Annotated in this window: 23 protein-coding genes and 1 tRNA gene; 8 read left to right on the top strand and 16 right to left on the bottom strand. The window is 73.3% G+C overall.

Annotated elements, in window-relative coordinates:
* Positions 1-110 precede the first annotated feature (110 nt).
* On the bottom strand, positions 111-527 hold the full coding sequence (locus tag H030_RS0122435; protein ID WP_027007773.1) for a Na-translocating system protein MpsC family protein: 417 nt from the start codon (positions 525-527) through the stop codon (positions 111-113).
* Positions 528-895: 368 nt separating this feature from the next.
* The gene (locus H030_RS34385) at positions 896-2,986 is read right to left on the bottom strand and encodes a glycosyltransferase family 39 protein (protein ID WP_051223496.1); all 2,091 of its coding nucleotides are present in this window, start codon (positions 2,984-2,986) and stop codon (positions 896-898) included.
* A gap of 139 nt (positions 2,987-3,125) precedes the next feature.
* Between H030_RS34385 and H030_RS34380 the strand changes: the two genes are divergently transcribed.
* On the top strand, positions 3,126-4,337 hold the full coding sequence (locus tag H030_RS34380) for a bifunctional glycosyltransferase family 2/GtrA family protein (protein WP_051223494.1): 1,212 nt from the start codon (positions 3,126-3,128) through the stop codon (positions 4,335-4,337).
* Between the two features lie 6 nt (positions 4,338-4,343).
* Here the strand turns inward: H030_RS34380 and H030_RS34375 are convergent, their stop codons facing one another.
* Positions 4,344-5,048, bottom strand: a complete 705-nt coding sequence (locus tag H030_RS34375; protein ID WP_051223492.1) for a TetR/AcrR family transcriptional regulator — start codon at positions 5,046-5,048, stop codon at positions 4,344-4,346.
* Between the two features lie 83 nt (positions 5,049-5,131).
* On the opposite strand from H030_RS34375, the gene H030_RS0122415 reads away from it, so the two are divergent.
* Positions 5,132-5,707, top strand: coding sequence for a dihydrofolate reductase family protein (locus tag H030_RS0122415; protein ID WP_027007772.1), 576 nt, complete (start codon positions 5,132-5,134; stop codon positions 5,705-5,707).
* A gap of 236 nt (positions 5,708-5,943) precedes the next feature.
* Here the strand turns inward: H030_RS0122415 and H030_RS0122410 are convergent, their stop codons facing one another.
* The 3 genes from H030_RS0122410 to tadA all read right to left on the bottom strand — a co-directional run bounded on the left by H030_RS0122410 (position 5,944) and on the right by tadA (position 7,294).
* Positions 5,944-6,660 carry a hypothetical protein gene (locus H030_RS0122410; RefSeq protein ID WP_027007771.1) on the bottom strand — a complete coding sequence of 239 codons (717 nt, stop codon included), beginning with the start codon at positions 6,658-6,660 and terminating at the stop codon, positions 5,944-5,946.
* A 92-nt stretch (positions 6,661-6,752) separates the two neighbouring features.
* Positions 6,753-6,840, bottom strand: a tRNA-Ser gene (locus H030_RS0122405).
* Positions 6,841-6,862: 22 nt separating this feature from the next.
* Entirely contained in the window at positions 6,863-7,294 is a 432-nt protein-coding gene (gene tadA / locus H030_RS0122400) for a tRNA adenosine(34) deaminase TadA (protein ID WP_027007770.1), read from the bottom strand.
* A gap of 149 nt (positions 7,295-7,443) precedes the next feature.
* Here tadA and H030_RS34370 point away from each other — a divergent pair, with 149 nt between their 5' ends.
* Entirely contained in the window at positions 7,444-8,661 is a 1,218-nt protein-coding gene (locus H030_RS34370) for a S8 family serine peptidase (RefSeq protein WP_051223489.1), read from the top strand.
* On the opposite strand, the gene H030_RS0122390 is transcribed toward H030_RS34370, so the two are convergent.
* The 5 genes from H030_RS0122390 to H030_RS0122365 form a co-directional block, all read right to left on the bottom strand.
* On the bottom strand, positions 8,654-9,097 hold the full coding sequence (locus H030_RS0122390) for a universal stress protein (protein ID WP_027007769.1): 444 nt from the start codon (positions 9,095-9,097) through the stop codon (positions 8,654-8,656). The genes H030_RS34370 and H030_RS0122390 overlap by 8 nt on opposite strands.
* 137 nt (positions 9,098-9,234) lie before the next feature.
* Entirely contained in the window at positions 9,235-10,746 is a 1,512-nt protein-coding gene (locus H030_RS0122380) for an exopolysaccharide biosynthesis polyprenyl glycosylphosphotransferase (RefSeq protein ID WP_027007768.1), read from the bottom strand.
* Positions 10,747-10,780: 34 nt separating this feature from the next.
* Positions 10,781-11,404, bottom strand: coding sequence for a hypothetical protein (locus H030_RS0122375; RefSeq protein ID WP_027007767.1), 624 nt, complete (start codon positions 11,402-11,404; stop codon positions 10,781-10,783).
* A gap of 215 nt (positions 11,405-11,619) precedes the next feature.
* Complete coding sequence (locus tag H030_RS0122370) at positions 11,620-13,653, bottom strand: O-antigen ligase family protein (RefSeq protein ID WP_027007766.1); 2,034 nt, start codon at positions 13,651-13,653, stop codon at positions 11,620-11,622.
* An 8-nt stretch (positions 13,654-13,661) separates the two neighbouring features.
* A complete protein-coding gene (locus tag H030_RS0122365; RefSeq protein WP_027007765.1) occupies positions 13,662-14,126 on the bottom strand; it encodes a hypothetical protein in 465 nt (154 codons plus the stop codon).
* A 36-nt stretch (positions 14,127-14,162) separates the two neighbouring features.
* On the opposite strand from H030_RS0122365, the gene H030_RS0122360 reads away from it, so the two are divergent.
* Both H030_RS0122360 and hemW read left to right on the top strand, forming a co-directional pair.
* On the top strand, positions 14,163-14,540 hold the full coding sequence (locus H030_RS0122360) for an NYN domain-containing protein (protein ID WP_027007764.1): 378 nt from the start codon (positions 14,163-14,165) through the stop codon (positions 14,538-14,540).
* 51 nt (positions 14,541-14,591) lie between these two features.
* The gene (gene hemW / locus H030_RS0122355; protein WP_027007763.1) at positions 14,592-15,794 is read left to right on the top strand and encodes a radical SAM family heme chaperone HemW; all 1,203 of its coding nucleotides are present in this window, start codon (positions 14,592-14,594) and stop codon (positions 15,792-15,794) included.
* Here hemW and H030_RS0122350 read toward each other — a convergent pair.
* Positions 15,791-16,390 carry an arsinothricin resistance N-acetyltransferase ArsN1 family A gene (locus H030_RS0122350; RefSeq protein ID WP_196809234.1) on the bottom strand — a complete coding sequence of 200 codons (600 nt, stop codon included), beginning with the start codon at positions 16,388-16,390 and terminating at the stop codon, positions 15,791-15,793. The genes hemW and H030_RS0122350 overlap by 4 nt on opposite strands.
* A 62-nt stretch (positions 16,391-16,452) precedes the next feature.
* Here H030_RS0122350 and H030_RS0122345 point away from each other — a divergent pair, with 62 nt between their 5' ends.
* Complete coding sequence (locus tag H030_RS0122345) at positions 16,453-17,034, top strand: RNA polymerase sigma factor (protein ID WP_027007761.1); 582 nt, start codon at positions 16,453-16,455, stop codon at positions 17,032-17,034.
* Between the two features lie 11 nt (positions 17,035-17,045).
* Complete coding sequence (locus H030_RS0122340) at positions 17,046-17,324, top strand: hypothetical protein (RefSeq protein WP_027007760.1); 279 nt, start codon at positions 17,046-17,048, stop codon at positions 17,322-17,324.
* On the opposite strand, the gene H030_RS37730 is transcribed toward H030_RS0122340, so the two are convergent.
* The 4 genes from H030_RS37730 to H030_RS0122315 are packed head-to-tail and all read right to left on the bottom strand — an operon-like array spanning position 17,321 to position 20,021.
* Positions 17,321-18,205: a hypothetical protein gene (locus H030_RS37730; protein WP_051223484.1), complete on the bottom strand. Its 885-nt coding sequence runs from the start codon at positions 18,203-18,205 to the stop codon at positions 17,321-17,323. The genes H030_RS0122340 and H030_RS37730 overlap by 4 nt on opposite strands.
* Positions 18,206-18,257: 52 nt before the next feature.
* A complete protein-coding gene (locus tag H030_RS0122325; protein WP_035129288.1) occupies positions 18,258-18,704 on the bottom strand; it encodes a type II toxin-antitoxin system RatA family toxin in 447 nt (148 codons plus the stop codon).
* 13 nt (positions 18,705-18,717) lie between these two features.
* Positions 18,718-19,536 carry a fructosamine kinase family protein gene (locus tag H030_RS34355; RefSeq protein WP_035129286.1) on the bottom strand — a complete coding sequence of 273 codons (819 nt, stop codon included), beginning with the start codon at positions 19,534-19,536 and terminating at the stop codon, positions 18,718-18,720.
* Positions 19,533-20,021: a low molecular weight protein-tyrosine-phosphatase gene (locus H030_RS0122315; protein WP_027007758.1), complete on the bottom strand. Its 489-nt coding sequence runs from the start codon at positions 20,019-20,021 to the stop codon at positions 19,533-19,535. Before H030_RS0122315 ends, H030_RS34355 begins: the two co-directional genes overlap by 4 nt.
* A 20-nt stretch (positions 20,022-20,041) precedes the next feature.
* Between H030_RS0122315 and H030_RS0122310 the strand changes: the two genes are divergently transcribed.
* Complete coding sequence (locus H030_RS0122310; protein WP_027007757.1) at positions 20,042-20,866, top strand: polysaccharide deacetylase family protein; 825 nt, start codon at positions 20,042-20,044, stop codon at positions 20,864-20,866.
* The last annotated feature ends 14 nt before the right edge of the window (positions 20,867-20,880 follow it).

The raw sequence follows: 20,880 nt of genomic DNA, 5'->3' as shown, positions 1-20,880 counted from the left end.
CGGCGCGCCCGCCCCTGCCCCGTGTTCACAGGACCGCGGTCACCCTGGAACGTCGCGATCGCCGAGGACCGGACGACTCTGTCCAAGGAGACTACCCCTGCTGACCGCGATCAAGCAAGATCCGGATCGAGGGTGGCGCGCGGCTCACCATCGACGCTGGCGCGCGACGGGCCGGCGTAGCCCTCGGGGTGCAGCACGAAGACCTCGGCCGACGTTCCGTCGGACTGCGCGTCGATGCCGCTGATGAACGCTCTGACCTTCCGACCGGTTCCGCGTTCGACCGGTGCGCAGAACTGCGCAACCCAGGCGTTCTGGAAGAGCGTCCGCGTCTCGCGCAACCGGGCGTACTCGCCGAGCGTCACGAGGTTGCGCTCGGCGGGCGTCAGCGTGTCCTCGAGCAGGACGATGAGCGTGTCGCGGCCGGCCCAGGACGCACGCGCCTTCGTCGGCCCGCGCCCGAACTGCTCCTTGTAGATCCGGACCATCTCGGCGGAGATCATCGCCAGGGGGCTGCCCTGTTCCTCCATGGGCCCCTCACCGTCGATCCCGAGTTCCGGAGGACCAGTCAACGCCGCCTCTATTCCCGGCTCCTCTGTCAACCTGCCGCGCGCTAGGAGGAGGAGCCTCGGAGAACCGAACGGGCAGCGGTACGTCCACCATCGTAGCGGTGCCGGGCCACCTTGTTCATGAAGATTCCCAAGGGGTCCTGCGGTCGCTGCCGTTCGCTGAGCACCGGCCCCATCGCGGGGTTGAGCCTCGCCGTCCCACCCGTCCCGGCCCGGCGCCGATGCACCGGAGAGAAGCGTGTGTTGCGGGGATGGACGGTCCAGGCAGGACCGGCGTCTCGCCGCGCAGGCTACTGACCCGCGCGGCGAGATGGTGGTGAACTGGCTGCTCAGCTCGCAGCGGCGAGGATCGCGGCCGCCGTGCCCTGCAGGTCGTACATCCCGGACACGCTCGTCTCCCTGCCGACCCTCTGGACGATCGCCATCAGCTCGGTCGAGCCGACGCGCCCGTCGTTGCCGCCGCCGGCGCTGGTGCCGTCGGTCAGCACGTAGCGGATCCGCCCGTCCCTGACCGCCTGCACCAGCCACTGCGCGGTGACCTCCGACTCGCGGCCGGAGAACCCGCCGAGGCCCGCGACCCTCGCGCCGGACTGGATGATCGCGGTCGCCGCGCCCTGCTGCGAGGACACGCCGATCGTGCCGCCGCCGTGGGCGTTGGCGTAGGTGATGGCCTCGGTCAGGTTGGTGTTCCCGCCGAACATCGCGCCGCCGCCGGCCATGCCGCCGCCTTGGGCGGTCGAACCGGACTGGCCCTGCATCGAGAAGCCGGGAGGCGCGGTGGCCTGGCCGCTCGTCGAGGAGCCGGAGCCGCTCTGCGTCGGCGGCGTGAAGCCGCCCTGCGTGCCGCCGGCGGGACCGCCGCCGAAGCCGCCGCGTCCGCCGCCACCGGCGCCGCCCGGGCCGCCGCCGCCGAAGCCGCCCTGCGACGACGGGCCACCGGCCGGGAACGTCGAGCTGGTGGCGTGGCCGAGCGTGTCGACCGCCCACGACGCCGGGGCGATCAGCAGGACGCCGAGCGCCGCGGCGACCGCGATCGCCCGCACCTTCGCCGGCATCCTCAGCGCCAGGACGACCGCGCCGCCGACCGCCGCGACGATCGCCAGCGGGATCAGGCCGTCGACGTCGGTCGCGCCGCGGTGGATCACCAGGATCTCGGTCGCCAGCCCGCCCAGCAGCGCCAGCGGCCCGACGATCCGGGCGACGAGGCCGCCCTTGAGGATCGTCCCGACCGTCGCGCCGATCAGCACCGCGGTGAACGGCGCGAGCATCGACACGTAGTACGGGTGGAAGATGCCCTTGGCGTAGGAGAACACCACGGCGCAGGTCGCGAACGCGCCGCCCGCGGCGAGGATGAAGCCGGTCCGCGGGTCACGGCGCTTGAGCCCGGAGGCGACCGCGACGCCGATCCCGCCGACGATCGCCATGCCGATCAGCCAGCCCGCCTGCCCGCCGAGCGAGGAGTCGACGAGCCGGAAGATCCCGGTGTCGCCGCCGAAGACCGAGCCCATGCCGCCGCCCCCGCCGCCACCGCCCGGGCCGCCGCCGGTCCCGCCGCCCGGCCCGCCGGCCTGGCCGTCCAGCCGGCCCGTGCCGTTGTAGTTGAGGATCAACGACCAGATCGAGTTGTCACTGGTGCCGGAGATCCACGGGCGGTCCGCCGCCGGGGTCAACCACACCAACACGGGCCACGCGAGCCCGACGACCGCGGTCGCGACGCCGCCGGCCAGCAGCTGCTTGACCGCGGTCAGCCGCCCCCGCGGGGCGACCCAGAAGTACGCGAGCGCCAGCGCCGGCAGCACGAGCAGGCCGGTGCCCATCTTCGTCTCGAAGCCCGCGCCGACCATCACGCCGGCCCAGACCAACCACTTCGTCTTGCCGTCCAGCGCCGCGCGCACGGTGAACCACAGCGCCGCGGTCGAGCACAGCACGACCAGCGCGTCCGGGTTGTTGTGGCGCGAGATCGCGACCGCGATCGGCGTCAACGCCAGGACCAGGCCGGCCGCGAAGCCGCCCGCGCGGCCGAAGACGCGCCGGACCATGTCATAGGCCAACGCGACCGTCGCGACGCCCATCAGCGCCTCGGGCACGAGCATCGCCCACGAGGAGAAGCCGAAGACGCGAACGCTCAAAGCTTCCACCCACATCGCCAGCGGCGGCTTGTCCAGCGTCTGCAGGCCCGCGACGTCGAACGAGTTGTACAAGAAGTTGTGCCAGCTCGTGGACATCGACTTGATGGCCGCCGAGTAGTACGTGTTGGCCCAGCCGTTCTTGTCCAGCGCCCAGAGGTTCAGGACTGCAGCGAGGACGAGCAGCGCCAGCAGCTCCGGCTGGGGCATCGGAACGCGGAGCGCGCGCAGGCGGTTCCTGGCGGAGGAGGAGCCGCGCGGGACGCGCACGGACGGAGAGGTCGCGGTTGACATGCCAGCAGCATCGGCGCCGGGCCTGAGCCGATCCCCAACGCTTCCTGGGACGTTCCTGAGCCGTCTGCGAGCGGACTGCTCAGCCAGCTCTCAGGGAGATCCGAGGGCGCTCCCACGACGCGGGTCGATCTTCCTTCCCATGCCGTCGACCCGTCCCCGCTTCCCCGCCCCCGCTGTGCGCCCCGACGTCGAAGTCGTCGTCCCCGTCTACAACGAGCAGCTCGCGCTGGAGCCCAGCATCCGCCGGCTGCACGCGTTCCTCAGCGACGGCTTCCCGTTCACGTGGTCGATCACGATCGCCGACAACGCGAGCACCGACGGCACGCCGTTCATCGCCGCCGACCTGGCGCGCGAGCTGCCCGAGGTCCGGCACCTGCGCCTGGAGCGCAAGGGCCGCGGGCTGGCGCTGCGGGAGGCGTGGTCGCACAGCGGCGCGCGCATCGTGTCCTACATGGACGTCGACCTCTCGACCGACCTGCGCGCGCTGCTGCCGCTGGTCGCGCCGCTGCTCAGCGGCCACAGCGACGTGGCGATCGGCTCGCGCCTGGCGCGCGGCGCGCACGTGACGCGCGGGCCCAAGCGCGAGCTCATCTCGCGGTCCTACAACAAGATCTTGAAGGCGTCGCTGCGGGTGAACTTCACCGACGCCCAGTGCGGGTTCAAGGCCGTCACGAGCGAGGCCGCGGCGCTGCTGCTGCCGCAGATCCGCGACGACGGCTGGTTCTTCGACACCGAGTTGTTGGTGTTGGCTCAGCGCGGCGGGCTGCGGACCCACGAGGTGCCGGTCGACTGGGTCGACGACCCGGACTCGCGCGTGGACATCGTCCGGACCGCGGTCGACGACCTGCGCGGCGTGGCGCGGCTGGCGTTCGCGACGCCGGTCGCGCGCTTCGCGGCGGTCGGCGTCGCGTCCACGGTGGCCTACGCGTTGTTGTTCATCTTGATGCGGGAGGGCGGGATCGGCGCGGGCGTCGCCAACGCAGTGGCGCTCGCGCTGACCGCCGTCGCCAACACGGCCGCCAACCGGCGGCTGACGTTCGGGGTGCTCGGGCGCGAGGGGCTGGTCAAGCAGCACGCGGCGGGCGCCGCGGTGTTCTTCCTGACGCTCGGGCTGACCGACGGGGCGCTCGGCGTCCTGCACGGCGTGGCGCCGGGCGCGTCGCGCGGCGTGGAGCTGGCGGTGCTGGTCGGCGCGTCGCTGGTGGCGACGATCACGCGCTACGTGGCGCTGAGGACGTGGGTCTTCGCGGGGGCGCGGCGCGGCGCGGTCGCGCGCAGGAGCGCGGCGGGCGACGGCGCCGCTCCGGCCGAGAGCGCGTCCCCCGTTGCGTTCGCCGAGACGCGGTCGTAGCGACGTCTAGACGGCGAGCGGGCCGGCGGGCTGGAGTTGCAACGCGGCGGCGGCGTGCGCGAGGCGCGCCGGCGCCGGGTTGGCCGGGTCGTCCAGTGCGGCGGCGGCCTGGAGGACGCCGAGCAGGTTGGCGCGGATCAGGTGGCGGACGGCGGGACGCTCGATCTGGCCGGGCCGCGCGAGCCACTGGCCGACGACGCCCTCGCAGAACGCCAGCCAGCCCTCGAGCGCGACGCGCAGTGCCGGGGTCTCGATCGCTGATCGGTCGGACTGTGCGAGCGCTGCGGCGAAGACGACCATCGCGTCGACCTGCTTGCCGCGGTTCTCGGCGATGACGGCCTTGACCTGCTCGTCCTCCCCGCCGCGTGCGCGCGCGATCGCCTCGAAGCCGATCGCGTGCTCGGAGACGTAGCCGAGGAAGCCGTCGATCGAGGCGTCCAGCCGCTCGCCGATCGTCAGCCCGACCGCCGAGGCCGGCAGCGCCATCCGCCGCTCCAGCTCCGCACGCGACCGCCGCAGCACCGCGACCACGAAGTCCGACTTCGTCGGGAAGTAGTGGTACAACAACCCCTTCGAGATCCCGGCAGCCCGCGCGATCGCCTCGATGCTCACCTGCTCCTGCGGCGTCCGCCCGAGCAGCTCCAGCCCCAGCTCCACGAGCTGCTCCCGCCGGGCATCCGGCGACAGACGCGTCCCCTTCGAGGTCGTCACTGCCGCTGACGGTACCGACCCATTGACCACGCGGTCAACAAGGGCGTGCGATGAGTTCTGGGAGGCCGTACCGTCTTGGGCCCATGAGCAAGAACAAGTTGATCATCACGGAGTTCGTCTCGCTGGACGGCGTCATGGAGGCGCCGGGTGGCGAGCCCGGGTACAAGCATGCCGGGTGGGTCGGGGCGTACTTCAGCGACGAGCTGGGGGCGTACAAGGGCGAGGAGCAGCTGAGCAAGGACGTGCTGTTGCTCGGCCGCAAGACCTACGAGGGGTTCTACGGCGCGTGGCCGTCCCGGGCCGGCGACCCGATGGCCGACAAGATCAACTCCATGCGGAAGGCCGTCGCCTCGACGACGCTCGGCTCGTCGCCCTGGGAGAACACCGAGGTCGTCGCCGACGACTTCGCCGGTCACGTCGCCGGCCTGAAGGACAGCGCGGACGGCGACCTCCTCGTCGCCGGCTCCCGCACACTGGCCCACTCGCTGCTCGCGGTGCCCGGCCTGGTCGACGAGATCAACCTCCAGGTCTTCCCCCTGATCCTCGGCTCCGGCGCCCGCTTCTACCCCGACACCGAAGAGCCGCTGAAGCTGGCCCTCCTCTCCTCGCAGCAGATGCCCAACGGCGTCCTGGCACAGACCTACGCACCGCAGACCTGATCGCCACGCCGCGGTCCGGCAGGACCGCGGCCCTGTAAGGGGCCGGCGGCGGAGACCGGCAGACGGTCGCGGTGCCGCGATGGACGACGGGCCGATACACCAAGCGCCGGCAGAGACGGGACTGCGGCCGCGGACACGGCCGCCCGCAGCACCACCGCGTCGGTGACCGCGTGAACCTAGGCGGACGGAGACCGCCAAACGGTCCGCGGCGCCGTGACGGCGTGTACCGAAGCGGCTCAGGCGCCGAGGTGGCCCGCCGCTGGGCGGCCGTGGAAGGGGTGGAACCAGGTGGTGATGTCGGGGTTGACGTCGCCGCCGAGGGCGTCGGAGTCTTCGAAGAGGGAGAAGAGGGAGGGCAGGGCTTCGAGGGCTGCTGCTCGCTCGGTGGTGTCGAGGTCGGCTTCGTAGAGCCAGGAGCGGGCTTCGTTGAGCAACGCCACGGCCAGGACCTCCTCCGCCACGCACGCTGCCGGCTCCCCGTCGACCAGGCGGGCGATCAGCGCTACGGCCGCGCCGTAGAGGGCGACGGCCAGGCGGGGCGTCATCGCGGGGCGTGCCTCGGGCGGCACGACGGAGATCGCGAAGGCCACCGCGTTGCCCTCGGCGATCGCGTCGCCGAAGTCGTCGACCAGCACCGCGCTCGCCTCCAGCAGCGCCTCGCGCGCGTGGAGGTCGTCGATCACCCGCGGCGCGAACGCCAGCACCTCCGGCCGGACCCCGCCCCGCGCCCGCAGGTACTGGCGCCCGGCGCGCAGCAGCAACGGCGGCACGCCGATCCCGACCTCGCGCCCGTCCAGCAACAACCCGAGGTCCTCGAGCGTCCGCAGGCGCTCGTCGACGACCTCGATCAGCTCTCCGGACTCCTCGGCGAGATCGACAAGATCGAGCGGGGCGTCCCGCGCCTCCGCCATCCCGGCGGCCTGCAACAGCGATGCGACGTGATCGAACCTCACGCAGCGAAGTTCACCATTCGCGGCCGCCGCCCGCCACGACTTGCAAATACGCAGCGAAGGCCGCCTGGTGAGGCGGCCTTCGAGCGTTCCAGCGGAGAGGGAGGGATTCGAACCCTCGGTACGACGAAGTCGCACAACGGTTTTCGAGACCGCCCCGTTCAACCACTCCGGCACCTCTCCGGGTACGGCGGAAGGCGAGAGGTTACCGACGAGCGCGGAAAAAGGACCGCAGGAGCTCTGCCGCTTCGTCAGCGAGAACCCCGCCGACGACTTCCGGGCGGTGGTTCAACCGCTCGTCAGCGAGCACGTCGAGGACGCTGCCCGCCGCGCCGGCCTTCGGATCGGGCGCCGCGTAGACCACGCGCGGGATCCGCGACAGCACGATCGCGCCCGCGCACATCGTGCACGGCTCCAGCGTCACGTACAACGTGGCATCGAGGACGCGCCAACTTCCCAGCGCCTCGGCAGCCCGCCGCAGCGCCAGCACCTCGGCGTGCGCGGTCGGGTCCTCGTGCAACTCGCGCTCGTTCCTGCCCCGCGCCAGCACCTGACCGGCATCGGACACGACCACCGCGCCGATCGGCACGTCGCCGTGCTCGGTGGCCGCGCGCGCCTCGTCCAGCGCGAGCCTCATGAAGCCTTCATGCAGATCCGGCATGCTCATCCGATCGTCATGATGGTGGAACTTCTCGCCGCAGCGAGGGTTCCTCCGTAGAACCGCCTTTGCGCCCCGCACCTTCCTCACGCCTGCTCGCCGCCGCTGCGGCGGCTCTGTCCCTCGCCGTGCTCCCCGCCTCCGCCTCGTCCGCGGCGACGGTCGTCGTCGGCTACAAGGGCTCGACGGCGTTCCACACGGTCCGGACCACCAACGCCGTCGCGACGATCGCGCGCCTCAAGCGCAGCGCGCGCGTCCGCTACGCGGTCCCGAACGTCGTCGCCCACGCGACGAGCACCGGCGCCTACCTCCCGGACGACCCGGGCCGCGGCGTCAAGCCCGGCCGCTGGGCCGCCGTGCAGTGGAACTTCACCGGCCCCGCGGGCGTGGACGCGCCCGACGCGTGGGCGCACCTGATCGCCGCCGGGCGCCCCGGCGCCAAGGGCGTCAAGGTCGCCGTCCTCGACACCGGCGTCGCCTACCGCAGGTTCGGCAGGACGCCCGCCTCCCCGGACCTCGCCGGCACGCGCTTCGTCGCCGGCCACGACTTCATCGGCCACGACGACTACGCCAACGACCGTAACGGCCACGGCACGCACGTCACCTCGACGATCGCCGAGACCACCAACAACGGCATCGGCCTCACCGGCCTGGCCTACGGCGCGTCGATCATGCCCGTCAAGGTCCTCGACGACCTCGGCGAGGGCGACGCGCCGGTGATCGCCCAGGGCGTCCGCTGGGCGGCCGACCATGGGGCCAAGATCATCAACATGAGCCTGGAGTTCGACTCCACGGTCACGCGCGACGTGATCCCGGAGCTCATCGACGCGATCGCCTACGCGCGCGCCAAGGGCGTCCTGGTCGTCGCGGCCTCCGGCAACGAGGGCGACCCCGCGGTCGCCTACCCGGCGCGCAACGACAACGTCCTGTCGGTCGGCGGCACGACCGAGCACGGCTGCCTGGCCGACTACTCCAACACCGGCCACGGCCTGGACCTCGTGGCGCCCGGCGGCGGCGACGACGCCGAGCTGACCGACCCCGGCTGCGCCTACGGCGGCAAGCCCGGGCGCAACATCGCGCAGATGACGCTGATCGGCGTCCACAAGGACAAGATCGGCATCCCGCACTCCTACGAGGGCACCTCGATGGCGGTCCCGCACGTCTCGGCGACCGCCGCGCTGATCGTCGCCTCCGGGATCCTCGGCGCCGACCCGTCGGCCGCCGCGATCGAGCACCGCCTGGAGGCGACCGCCCGCGACCTCGGCCCGAGGGGCTACGACAAGAGCTACGGCTGGGGCCTGATCAACGCCGCGGCCGCGACGGACCCGGCCGTCCCCGTTACGTAGTCCGGACGATCAGCACGCTGCACGGCGCGTGGTGCGACACCTTGTTGGGCACCGAGCCCAGCAGGAAGCGCTTCGCGCCCGTCATGCCCTTGTTGCCGACCACGATCAGGTCGGCGCCCTGCTCCTCGGCGACGTCGAGGATCGCGTCGGCCGGATCGCCCTGGCGCGCGAACGTCTTGGAGTCCGCGCCCTTCTCGGCGGCCAGCTCGGCGGCGCGCGACAGCGTCGCGTCGACGTCCTCGCGCGGGTTGACCATCCAGCGCACGTCGTCCGGGACCTGCGCCGCCTCCTCCCTCAGGCGCGAGCCGCTGACCGGCTCGAACGCCGAGACGACCAACAGCGTCGCGCCGACGGACGCGGCCAGCTCGGCCGCCTGCCCGACGGCCTTCGCCGCGGTCTCGGAGCCATCGGTGCCCACCACGATCTGCCGGTACATGCGCGGCAGTCTATGTCCCTCAGGACAGCTTGATCGTGGCGATGATCACGCTTGCGAGAACGCAGACGACGATCAGCGCCTGCATCCAGATCCAGAACCGGCTCACGCCGGACAGCGTAGTGAAGGAACGCCGCGCGCTACTCGGCGGGGCGCAGCACTTCGAGCATCGTCAGGGCCAGGATCTTGACGTCCAGGCCCAGCGTCCAGTGCTCGATGTAGTAGTTGTCCCACTCGACGCGGTCGCTCAGCGACGTCTGCCCGCGCAGCCCGTGCACCTGCGCCCAGCCGGTCACGCCGGACTTCACGCGGTGACGATCGCCGTAGCGGCGGATGTCGGACTCGAACAGCTCGACGAACTCCGGGCGCTCCGGCCGCGGGCCGACGAGCGACATGTCGCCGCGCAGCACGTTGAAGAACTGCGGCAGCTCGTCCAGCGACGTGCGGCGCAGCAGGCGCCCGATCCACGTCCGGCGGTCGGTGCCCTCGACGCCGCCCGGCGCCGAGCCCTCGCCCGGTTGGAACGACTGCGCGTTGGGGTCCGGCGGGCGCATCGAGCGGAACTTGTAGAGGTCGAAGACCGTGCCGTCGCGGCCGACGCGGCGCTGGCGGAAGACGATCGGGCCCGGCGACGACAGCTTGACGAGCAGCGCGATCGTCGCCATCAGCGGCGAGAACGCGAGGATCAGCAGCGCCGCGCCGATGCGGTCGAACGCGTGCTTGACCGCGAACTGCCAGCCCTTCGGGTGCACCGAGCGCAGGCCCATCAGCGGCGTGCCGCCGAGCGGCTCGTAGGTCGCGCGGTGGTTGAGCGACTCGAACAGGCGCGGGACGAGCGAGACCTCCAACCCCAGCGCCTCGCAGCGGCGCACGAGGTCGACGAGGCGCTCGTCGGGCTCCGACGAGAACGCGATGACGACGTGCTCGGCACCGGTCAGCTGCGCGATCCAGTCCAGCTCGTCGGGCGAGCCGAGCACCGGGATCCCGGGCGAGTCGGCCGAGCCGGCCGAGATCTCCAGCGGGTTGGCGTCCAGGAACCCGACCGGCGTCAGCCCGTACTGCGGGTTGACCTCCAGGCGCCGGGCCAGGCGCATGCCGACGTTGCCCGCGCCGACGATGATCGTCGGCGCGCCGTCGAGGCCGCGCGTGCGCGCGACCCGCTGCAGGCCCAGCAGCGCGACGCGCTCGGCGCCGACGCTGACCAGCGCGGCCGCCCACAGGTGCGCGGCGACCGACGACACGGCGCTCTCGCCGCCGACGTAGATCTGCAGCACGACGACGAACATCGCCGCGATCGACACGCTGCCGGCGATCGGGACGACGCCGTCCAAGATGGTGGGACGCAGGCGCCGCTCGTACATGCCGCGGATCAGCAGCAGCAGCATCACGATCGGCGGGAAGAACAGCATCGTCCACGCCTCGTTCAGCGCCACCGGCTCCTGCGGCCAGCGGAAGGCGAGGACGAGCGAGAAGGCCAGGCAGATCGCGTCGAGCGCCGGGCGCAGGACCGCCGACTGCAGCAGGCGGCGAAGTCCGGACGGCTCGTGCCGGCGCAGCAGCGACTGCCCGGCGAGAACGCCGGGCCCCGCGCCGACCGGCGCGTGCAAGGGCGCCGCTTGGGCGCTCTGCTGGCTGACTTCGATTCGGCTCACCTGGAGATTCCCCGTCTACCAGCGTTCGTCGGCCTCAACGCACCGCGACTTGAGAGATCGACGAACCGTCGCCGCCACCGTCGCGCATGACGATCCGCAGGCCGAGCGCGGCGAGCACGATCGCGAGCAGCCCGAGCAGGGCGATCAGGATCTCGCCCGCCGTCAGCGGGAACGACGAGACCGAGCCGGCCGTGGTGCGGTAGGCCACCACCGCCGGCGCGCCCGGGCGGGCGGTCGGCGTCGTCGCGCTCGATGTCTGGCTGCTGGAAGATGTGGTGGATCCGGTGGACGTGGTGCTGCTCTTCGTATGCGAAGACGTATGCGACGCCGAGTTCTTGCGGTGCGGGGTCGACTTCAGCGTGGAGCCCGACCCGGACGAAGAACGGCTCGAGGAGCCCGTAGCGTTCGCGCTGTTCGTGGTCGCGGTCACGGCCAGCGAGCCGCTCGCGCCCGAGTTGTTGTCGCTGTCGCTCCCACCGCCGCCGGAGCCACCGCCCACGACGCCGCCGCCGAGGACCGCCTGCTCGCTCGATCCGGGCGCCGCGTAGCCGGACAGCAGCGGGCTGCCCGCGAGCGCCGCGGCGGGCAGGAGCGCAGCCGCCGCGACGGCGGTCGCGAGCAGCGTGAGGAGGCGTGAGAGCGAAGCGTGGGGAGTCATGAGGCGGACACCGACGTGCCTAGGCGCGTGGGGCATCATTCGTAGGCCTTCCCTGCCGATCGTTGCGCGAACTTCATCGTCTGACCCTGTCCTACCGCCGACACCCCTCCGCGCTGCCCGGCAGTCGTTCGACCGTACCACCGGGATCTGTGCGTTCGATGAAGTTGTCGGCGTGAGAGGACATCGTCCGCGGGTGAAATTCCTCACCCACGGGGTCACCCAGCGAGCTGCTCGCCCGACTCCAGCAACCGCTGGTTGAGCTTCACGAGGTTCACGACGTGCCCGGCGCGGGCGACCCTCGCCGCCTCGCGCGCGTTCTCGTCGCGCGGCGCCAGCGCCGACGCGCGATCGAGCAGCCGCTGCGCGGTCGCCCTGTCGCCCTGGACCGACGCGATCCCGCCGAGCTCGAGCGTCGCATACTGGCCGCGCGGGTTGCGGGCCAGCGCGTCCTGGAACGCGGCCTGCGCCCGCGGCAGGTCGCCGTAGCGCAGGGCGATCGAGCCCTTGATCAGCGCGGGCTGATCCGACAGCGGGTTGAGCCTGGCGGCGCGGTCCAGGCGCGAGTAGGCCTCGAACGGCCGCGACGTGTACACCTTGGCCGCGGCGTCGACGTCGCGCTGGGCCAGCCACGGGCCGGCCAGGACCACGGCGGCGGCCAGCAGCAGGACGGCCGCGCCGCCCGCGAGCAGCAGCGGCGCGCGCGCCAACCTCGGGGACGCCGCCGCCTCGGCGGTCTCCTCCCGGACATCCGCGCGCGGCGCCAGCGCGCAGGCCAGTCCCAGGAGCGCGAAGGCCGGCGCCCCGAGCCCCGCCCATTCCCAGAACCAGTCGGACATGCCGTGCGCGATCCAGTAGAAGAACCCCAGCGTCGCGCCGCCCGCGACCGCGGCGGCGAGCGGGTCGCGCCCGGCGGCGCGCATCCCGCGCCACGCGGCGACCAGCGCCGCGCCGAGCGCGCCGAACAGCAGCAGCGTGCCGATCAGCCCGGTCTGCGAGAGCGTCCGCAGCGCGAAGTTGTGCGGGTACTTGGGCGTCTCGGTGGAGGTGCCGTGCTGCAGGTAGTCCTGGAAGAAGTTGTCGGCCCCGGCGCCCGCGATCGGGTGCTCGGCGAAGACGTTGAGCGCGACGCGGTAGAAGTCGTAGCGGCTGGACCCGAGCCCGGCCGTGAGGCGGTTCGACGAGCCGGTGTTGTCCGAGTAGCCGCCCTTGAACGACTGCCACGCGTGGTCGACGCGGTGGACCGGGTTGCCGACCACGACCAGCCCGCCGATCACGCCGACGACCGCGCCGGCGACGACCAGCCCGCGCCAGCCGGTCCGGATCCGCGCCGCGGCGCGCTCCGACGGCGGGCGGAACGTCTCCCACGCCGCGACGGCCGCGACGACCACGCCCGCGGCGACGGCCAGGATCAAGATGGTGTGGAACACCGCCGCGCACGCGGCGGGCACGTCGCCCTGGGGGTTCGCGTCGATCGCGTCGCCGACGTCCAGGACCTTCGGCAGCGCCAGCGCCGCGGCGCCCGCGATCGGGACCAGCGCCGCGATGTTGCGCAGGCGCCCCGGGACCAACGCCACCAACAACAGCACGACGACCGGCAGCGACAGCAGCGCGCCGCGGCTCAGGCTCAGGAGCGCGGTGTCCATCAGCACGACGGCCAGCGCCGCGAACAGCCCGCGCAGCCAGAACGGCACGCGGCCGGTCGCCGCCAGCGTCACCGCCGGCCAGAACGCCATCAGCCACGTCGCGGGCTGCGCGTTGGCGTAGCCGACCGGGCGCAGCAGGCGGTCGTAGTCGAACAACCTGGTCGGGTCGGCGAGCGTCCCGACCCGGATCAGCGTGATCAGCGCGATCGCGCCGACGCCCACCGTCCAGAGCCCGAGCACCCACGCCGCGGTCGCCGGGCGCTGCGGCCAGAGCGCGAACAGCAGGAAGACCGCGAGGTACAGGAGAGTCCGGTCCGCGCCCTCCAGCGCGATGCCCTGGTCGTCGGCCCACGCGATCGACAGGAAGCTCCACGCGGTGAAGGCCGCGAGGCCGAGCGCGGCGATCCTGACCGGCGCGCCCAGCCCGCGCCACGACCACGGCAGGCCGAAGACCGCGAGCGCCAGCAGCGCCACGACGAGGATCCCGCCGGGCGCCCAGCGGGTGATCGCCTGGCCGCCGTCGAGCGGGATCCAGGCCAGGAAGATCGCGACCGCGAGCAGCGTCGGGATCGTGATCGGCGCGGCGCGCAGCCGGCGGGCGAGCACGGCCGCGCTCAGTCCTTCAGGTTCTTGTTGATGGCCTCGATCGTGGCGTTCAGCTGCCGCCCCGTGCGCTGCAGCGACGCCTGCAGGTCGCCCTGCGCGGCGAGGATCGCGCGCGGGTCGTCGCCCGTGATCCGGGCGCGCGCGGTCCTGACCGCGCTGCCGTAGCCGGCGAGCTGCGCGGTGAACCGGCGGTGCAGCGTCTCGAGCCCGGTCGGAGGGTCGATCGCGCGCAGCTGGCTGACGGTGGAGTCCACGACGGTCTCATACGCCCCCAAGGTGGCCCGATCCTGCTTGGCGGAGCTGGTGGGCGTGATCTTCTCGCCCAGCTTCGTGAACCTCGACGCCAGCCCGGACTGCGCGGAGTTCAGCGCCTTGACGTAGTCGGCGCGCGCGCCGGACGCGCCGTCGCTGCTGCTCCCGCAGCCCGCGAGGGCGGCGACGACGGCGAGCAGGGCGGCCGCGCGGGCGATCATCGGGCAGCGACCATAGCGGGCATCATCGACACGACGATGCGGTGGCTCGTGGACGGCAACAACGTGATCGGCGCGCGGCCGGACGGCTGGTGGCGCGACCGGACGGGCGCGATGGCGCGGCTGGTCGCGGCGCTCGACGCGTTCGCCGCCGGCTCCGGCGAGGAGGTCGCGGTCGTCTTCGACGGGCGCGAGCGCGCGGTCGGCCAGGACGGCGCGCCGCGCGTCACGGTCGGCTTCGCGCCCGGCGGGCGCAACGCCGCCGACGACGCGGTCGCCGCGCGTGTGGCGGCCGACGGCGACCCGGCGACCCTGACGGTCGTGACGTCCGACCGCGAGCTGGCGTCCCGGGTCCGGGCGGCGGGCGCGCACGTCGCGGGCGCGGGCGGGTTCCGGGACCGGCTTCCCGAGCCGTAGGTCACTCGCGCGCGCACGCACGAGGCGCCGAACGCCTACGCTGTGGCCGACATGGCGCGCCTGCCCGACGGCGAAGCACCACCCGCCGACGGCGCGCTGCCGGAGGCGTCCCTGCGCGGGCTCGGCGAGCCCGGGCGGCCGTTCGGCGTCTATGTGCACGTCCCGTACTGCGCGTCGATCTGCGGGTACTGCGACTTCAACACCTACATCCCGAGCGAGGCGACGCCCGCGGGCTACGGCGCCGCGATCCGGGCCGAGTTGGCGCTCGCGCGGCGCGTGCTCGGGGACGCCGCGCCGCGCGCGCAGACGGTCTTCCTCGGCGGCGGCACGCCGACCCTCCTGCCGCCCGCTGAGCTGGCCCGGATCCTCGACGCGATCCGCGAGCACATCGGCCTCGCGCCCGGCGCCGAGGTCACCACCGAGGCCAACCCGGAGTCGGTCGACCCGGTCGCGCTCGCCGCGCTGCGCGAGGCCGGGTTCACGCGCATCTCGCTCGGGATGCAGTCGGCGTCCGCGCACGTGCTGGAGACGCTCGACCGCCACCACACGTCCGGCCGCGCGGTCGCCGCGGCGCGCGAGGCGCGGGCCGCCGGCTTCGAGCACGTCTCGCTCGACCTCATCTACGGCACGCCCGGCGAGCGCGCCGAGGACTGGGAACGCTCGCTGCACGCCGCGCTGGAGGCCGAGCCCGACCACGTCTCGGCCTACTCGCTGATCGTCGAGCCGGGCACGAAGCTCGCGGCGCGCGTGCGCCGCGGCGAGCTGCCGGCGCCCGACGACGACGTGCTCGCCGCGCGCTACGAGACCGCCGAGCGGATCCTCGGCGACGCCGGGCTGCGTTGGTACGAGGTCGCCAACTACGCGCGGACCGACGCCGACCGCTGCCTCCACAACCTCGGCTACTGGGGCGGCGGCGACTGGTGGGGCGCGGGACCGGGCGCGCACTCGCACGTCGGCGGCGTGCGCTGGTGGAACGTCCTGCACCCCGCGCGCTGGATGGCGCTGCTGGCCGAGGGCGCGTCGCCCGCGGCGGGGCGCGAGCAACCCGATGACGATGCCGCGCGGCTGGAGCACGTGATGCTCGCGGTGCGGCTGCGCGACGGGCTGGAGCTCGACGGGGACAATCGCGCGACCGCCGCGCAGCTGGCCGCCGACGGGCTCCTGGAGCCGGAGCCGCTCGCCGCCGGGCGCGCGGTGCTGACGCTGCGCGGCCGCCTGCTGGCCGACCGCGTGACGCTCGCCCTCGCGGGCTAGGCGTCGTCGCCGGCGCGCGCGGCGTCGCCGACGAGCCGCTCGACCAGCACGCAGTCGCGCCACACGCCGTCGAGGATCCCGTGGTGGCGCTGGGTCCCGACGATCGTGAACCCGGACCGGCGGTGCAGCTCGATCGACGCCGTGTTGGTGGAGAAGATCCGCGAGGTCAACTTGTACAACCCGATCTCCTCGGCGGCGACGGCCAAGGCCTCCAACAACGCGTGGCCGACGCCGAGGCGGCGCGCGTCCGACCCCACGTAGACCGCGTGCTCGCCGATCCCGGAGTAGACCTCGCGCTCGCTGTACGGGCCGATCCGGGCGAACCCGACAACGCGCCCCTCGTGCTCGGCGACGAGCACCGGCAGCGGGCGCACGGTCCACCCCGCGACCTCGGCGGTGCCGCGCGGGCGGGTCTCGAACGTCGCCTGGCGCTCGGCGATCCCCTCGTTGTAGATCGCGGCGATCTGCGCCGCGTCACCGGGGTCGGCGCGGCGGATCGCGATGGTCGACTGGGTCTGCTCCGGAGCCGTCAGGGGGCGGATTCTACGACGCGGAGGTGCGGTCTCCCGTACCCAATGGTGCGGCCAACAGGCCAAATCGCCTCCGTGAGACCAGGGTGACACTGGAAAGCGGCCGGTGCGGACCTAACTTCGCCGGCATGACTCCGGTGCAGCTCTCCCGCCCCTCCTTCTCCGCCCCGGTTCGCGTCGCCGACATGAGCGACGCGGTCCTCTCCCGCCGGCTCGCCGAAGGGGATCTCTCCGCCCTCGACGCGATCTACCGCCGCCACGCGCCGGCCCTGCGCCGCTACGCCCGCCGCTACCTCGACGCGGCGCTGGCCGAGGACGCCGTCCACGACGCGCTCACCCGCACGCAGCTCGCGCTGCTCGGCAAGAGGCGCGTCGTGGAGCTGCGGCCGTGGCTGTTCCGCTGCGTCCGCAACGCCTGCCTGAGCGAGCTGGACCGCGCGTCGACCCGCCGCCGCGGCGAGCTCGGCGCCGAGCCGATCGCCGAGGGCGGCGCCGACTGCTGCGACGTCGTCGCGCGCAACGAGCACCTCCGCGCCGCGCTCGCCCGTATGAGCGAGCTGCCGCCGCGCCAGCGCGAGGCGCTCGCCCTCCGCGCCCTCGACGGCGCCGGCTACGACGACCTCGCCGCGCACTTCGCGCTGACCGAGAACGCCGCCGTCCAGCTCGTCCACCGCGCGCGCCGCAACCTGACGGCGCTCGTCGCGGCCTAGGGGGCGGGGAGATGCGGGATCAGCTCCCCCACCGCTACGACCACGCCTGGCTGCTTGGTCAGATCGTCGACGGGTACTACAGGACCGAGATGAGCACCACACGGCGCGACACCGACGACGAGCGCGAGGAGCACCTGCGCGAGCAGGCCGACCGCGCCCGCGCCGAGGACCGCTTCGCCCGCGACAGCGACGTCGAGGGCGACGAGCGTGCGCACCGCCGCCGGGCCGACAGGGCCGCGTACCTCCGCGACAAGCTCGCGGAAGCCGAGCGCTCCGAGCGCAGCGCCTAGGGCGCCGCGGGGACGGCCGTCGCGTCGGGCGTCGGCGCGGCGCCCTGGACGTTGGACGGCGTGGTCGAGGACTGCGGCGCCGCGCTCGACGGCGTCGGCGTCGTGGTGGCCGGCGGCGCGGTCGTGCTCTGCGGGGTCGCCGAGGAGCGCTGCGGCGTGGTCGCCGTGGTCTGCGTCTGATCCGGCGTCGTCTTGGTGGTCTTGGTCGTCGACGTCGTGGACGTGGTGCCGGTCGTGTCGGTGGTCTTGGTCGTCGAGGTGGTGGACTTGCTCCTGTGGTGGCGGCTGTGGCCGCCGAAGATCGTCGTCGCGCTGGAGCCGTGGCGGCCGATCGAGTCGCCCGAGACCAGCTCCGGGACCGTGTAGACGAGCACGCAGACGACGAAGCCGAGCAGGCCGGTGACGACCGCCAGACGCCAGCGCAGGCGGCGGCCCCTCGTCGAGTAGACGGAGACCGGCGCGTGCTCGGTCGCGACGACCGGCGGCAGGATGACGTGCGGCGCGTCGGGGTCGACGACCGGCGCCTCGGGATCGCGCACCGGCAGCGGCTCGGGCGCGTCGGGGTCCGGGACCAGCCCGCCGTCGGAGGCGCTGTTGCGCGTCCAGCCGAGCGGGACGACGGCGGCGGCGGTGCTGGCGACGTCGGCGACCTTCTCGGTCGGCCTGCGCAGCCCCTCCTTGACGAGCGCGACGATGACCGGCGTGAAGGCCGCGCCGAACAGCGTGCCGGCCGCCCAGATCTTCGAGACCACGTACGCCGCCACGGCAGAGGCGACCGCGCTGATGAACAGCGTGGTCAGCTCGATGCCGTTGGAGGAGCTGGAGGCCGCGGAAGGCGGCGGCGGTGGTGGTTGTCGCGTCGGCGGACCCTGCGCGGCCATGCCGCCTCGACGCTAGCGAACGCGAACGCGCCCCAACGCCGCGGCCGCCGGCTCAGGCCTCCGCGGTGCGCTTCAGCCCGTCGGCGGCGTCACCGAGCAGGAAGTCACGCACCTGACCTTCGACCGGCCCGCGGATCAGCATGCCGAGCATGCGGCCCGGGTCGACCTCCAGCGCGTAGGTCGCGCGGGTGCGGTCACCGCCGAGGTCCTCCAGCGTCCACCAGCCGTCGAGCGACTTGACGTCGCCCTTCTCCTGGCGCCAGCGGATCTCCGTGGGCGAGTTGTAGGTGAACGCCAGCTTGGTCTTCACCGTCTTGACCTTGGCGTCGTTGACGGTCTCGACGATCTTCGCGCGCCCGTCGGCGTCGCGCTCCAGGACGTCGACGTCCTTCATCGCGCCCATCCAGTCGACCGCGCCCTCGATGTCGGCGGCGATGTCGAAGACCTTCTGGATCGGCGCGTCGATCTCGACCGACCGCTCTCCCGTGATGTTGCCCATGGGCGGACTCTAGTCAGACGTAGCGCCGCGCGGCGCGGGCGGCCGCGTCGCCGTACCCGCCGCCGAACAGCACGGCGTGGACCAGGAGCGGCAGCAGCTGGTACAGCTCGACGCGTTCTTGATGCCCTTCGGCGCGCGGTGCGACGGCGTCGTAGTTGTCGTAGAACTCCCGCGACGGCGCGCCGAAGAGCGACAACATCGCGAGGTCGACCTCGCGGTGCCCGCCGTAGGCGGCGGGGTCGATCAGGTACGGCGTGCCGCCGGCCGCGGCGTGGACGTTGCCGGACCAGAGGTCGCCGTGCAGCCGTGCGGGCGGCTCATCGGGACCGACCAAGTGGTGGATCTTGCCCGCCACCGCCTCGATCGCGTGCAGCCCGTCCGCATCGAGCGCCCCGCGCCCCGCCGCCTGCTCCGCCAGCGGCAGCAGCCGCGACCCCGCGTAGAACGCCGCCCAGTCGTCGCCCGCCGCGTTGGGCAGCGTCAGCGGACCCAACACGTAGTCCTCGCCCCCGCCCGGCAGCTCGCCGAAGCGCTGTGCGCCCGCGGCGTGGACGTGCGCCAGGCCGCGGCCGAGCCGCGCAGGATCCGGGCGCCCGCCGCCGTCGATCCACTCCAGGGCCAGGAAGTCCTCGTCGAACGAGTGGACCTCCGGGACCGGCAGGCCGCCGGCCGCGCGCAGCCACGCAAGGCCCGCGGCCTCCGCCGCGTAGGCGCCGGGCGCGGCGTCCGGCGACGTCTTGACGAACACGACCTCGCCGCCGGCGAGCGTCGCCCGGTAGGCGGCGTTGAGGTCGCCGCCGGGGATCGGCTCGAGCGCGACCGCCTCGATCACGGCGAGACGCGGCCCTCCGCGCGCAAGTCCTTCAACAACCCCTCGCACGCCGCGGCGACCAGGTCGAGCACGTGCTCGAAGCCCTGCGGGCCGCCGTAGTACGGGTCCGGGACGTCGAGGTCGCCGGCGGCAACCGCGTCCGGGTCATACGAGCGCAGCAGCACGATCTTCTCCGCCGCCTCCTCCGACGGCGCGACCGCGCGCAGCCCGGCGACGTTCTCGGCGTCGGCGGCCAGCAGCAGGTCGTAGGTCTCGAAGTCCTCCGCGGTCACCTGCCGCGCCGCGCCCTCCAGCGTGATCCCGCGCGCGGCCGCCGTCGCGGTCGAGCGCCGGTCCGGCGGGTTGCCGACGTGCCACGCGCCGGTCCCGGCCGAGTCGATCTCGACCTCCCCGTCGAGCCCCTCGCGCGCGATCACCGCGCGCATCACGGCCTCCGCGGTCGGCGAGCGGCAGATGTTCCCCATGCAGACGAAGAGCAGGCGCATCGCCTTTATCATCGCGCACGGTGACGCAGCACCTCGTCTGCCTGAGCTTCGACTTCGACACCTCCTCGGGGATGATCGCCCGCGGGCTGACGACGCCGACGCCGGTCTCGCGCGGCGAGTTCGGCGCGGTCGCCGCGCCGCGGATCCTGAGGCTGCTGGAGCGCCGCGGCCTGCCGTCGACCTGGTTCGTGCCCGGCTACACCGCCGCGACCTACCCGGACCTCGTCCGCGCGATCGCCGACGCCGGCCACGAGGTCGCCAACCACGGCTGGTCGCACGTCCCGCCCGCCCGGCTCTCCCGCGACGAGGAGGAGGCCGAGCTGGTCAAGACCTCCGTCTTGCTGCAGGAGCTGACCGGCCGCGCGCCGCGCGGCTATCGCTCGCCGTCGTGGGACCTCAGCCCGCACACCATCATGTTGCTCGAGCGCCACGGCTTCGCCTACGACAGCAGCATGATGGGCGACGACTTCACGCCCTACCAGGCGCGGGTCGGCGACGCGGTCGCGCTCGGCGAGCCGCTCCAGCCGGGCCGCAGCTCGGCGGTCGCCGAGCTGCCGGTCAGCTGGCACCTCGACGACTTCCTGCACTTCGAGTACGTCGCGCTGCCGGACTACGTGCAGGTCCCGTCGTTCAGCGCCACCACGTTCTTCGACAACGCCCGCGGCGACTTCGCCTGGATGCGGCGCGAGCTGCAGCGCGGCGTGCTGACGATCACGATGCACCCCTACATCATCGGCCGCGGCCATCGCCTGCTCGCGCTGGAGCAGTTCGTCGATGACCTCGCCGCCCACGGGGCGCGCTTCGTGACCGCCGAGGCGGCCGTCGCCGCGTGGCAGAACCGCTGACGACGTAGGGTCCC

Origin of the sequence: Conexibacter woesei Iso977N, assembly GCF_000424625.1 — a bacterium.
Classification (GTDB): Bacteria; Actinomycetota; Thermoleophilia; order Solirubrobacterales; family Solirubrobacteraceae; genus Baekduia; species Baekduia woesei_A.
This window is presented reverse-complemented; position numbering and strand designations above follow the sequence as displayed.

Excerpts from the sequence above, each read along its gene's own strand:
- H030_RS0122435 (WP_027007773.1), bottom strand. The coding sequence starts at position 527 with ATGGAGGAACAGGGCAGCCCCCTGGCGATGATCTCCGCCGAGATGGTC.
- H030_RS34385 (WP_051223496.1), bottom strand. The coding sequence starts at position 2,986 with ATGTCAACCGCGACCTCTCCGTCCGTGCGCGTCCCGCGCGGCTCCTCC.
- H030_RS34380 (WP_051223494.1), top strand. The coding sequence starts at position 3,126 with ATGCCGTCGACCCGTCCCCGCTTCCCCGCCCCCGCTGTGCGCCCCGAC.
- H030_RS0122415 (WP_027007772.1), top strand. The coding sequence starts at position 5,132 with ATGAGCAAGAACAAGTTGATCATCACGGAGTTCGTCTCGCTGGACGGC.
- tadA (WP_027007770.1), bottom strand. The coding sequence starts at position 7,294 with ATGAGGCTCGCGCTGGACGAGGCGCGCGCGGCCACCGAGCACGGCGAC.
- H030_RS0122390 (WP_027007769.1), bottom strand. The coding sequence starts at position 9,097 with ATGTACCGGCAGATCGTGGTGGGCACCGATGGCTCCGAGACCGCGGCG.
- H030_RS0122375 (WP_027007767.1), bottom strand. The coding sequence starts at position 11,404 with ATGACTCCCCACGCTTCGCTCTCACGCCTCCTCACGCTGCTCGCGACC.
- H030_RS0122365 (WP_027007765.1), bottom strand. The coding sequence starts at position 14,126 with ATGATCGCCCGCGCGGCCGCCCTGCTCGCCGTCGTCGCCGCCCTCGCG.
- H030_RS0122360 (WP_027007764.1), top strand. The coding sequence starts at position 14,163 with ATGCGGTGGCTCGTGGACGGCAACAACGTGATCGGCGCGCGGCCGGAC.
- hemW (WP_027007763.1), top strand. The coding sequence starts at position 14,592 with ATGGCGCGCCTGCCCGACGGCGAAGCACCACCCGCCGACGGCGCGCTG.
- H030_RS0122345 (WP_027007761.1), top strand. The coding sequence starts at position 16,453 with ATGACTCCGGTGCAGCTCTCCCGCCCCTCCTTCTCCGCCCCGGTTCGC.
- H030_RS0122340 (WP_027007760.1), top strand. The coding sequence starts at position 17,046 with ATGCGGGATCAGCTCCCCCACCGCTACGACCACGCCTGGCTGCTTGGT.
- H030_RS37730 (WP_051223484.1), bottom strand. The coding sequence starts at position 18,205 with ATGGCCGCGCAGGGTCCGCCGACGCGACAACCACCACCGCCGCCGCCT.
- H030_RS0122325 (WP_035129288.1), bottom strand. The coding sequence starts at position 18,704 with ATGGGCAACATCACGGGAGAGCGGTCGGTCGAGATCGACGCGCCGATC.
- H030_RS0122315 (WP_027007758.1), bottom strand. The coding sequence starts at position 20,021 with ATGCGCCTGCTCTTCGTCTGCATGGGGAACATCTGCCGCTCGCCGACC.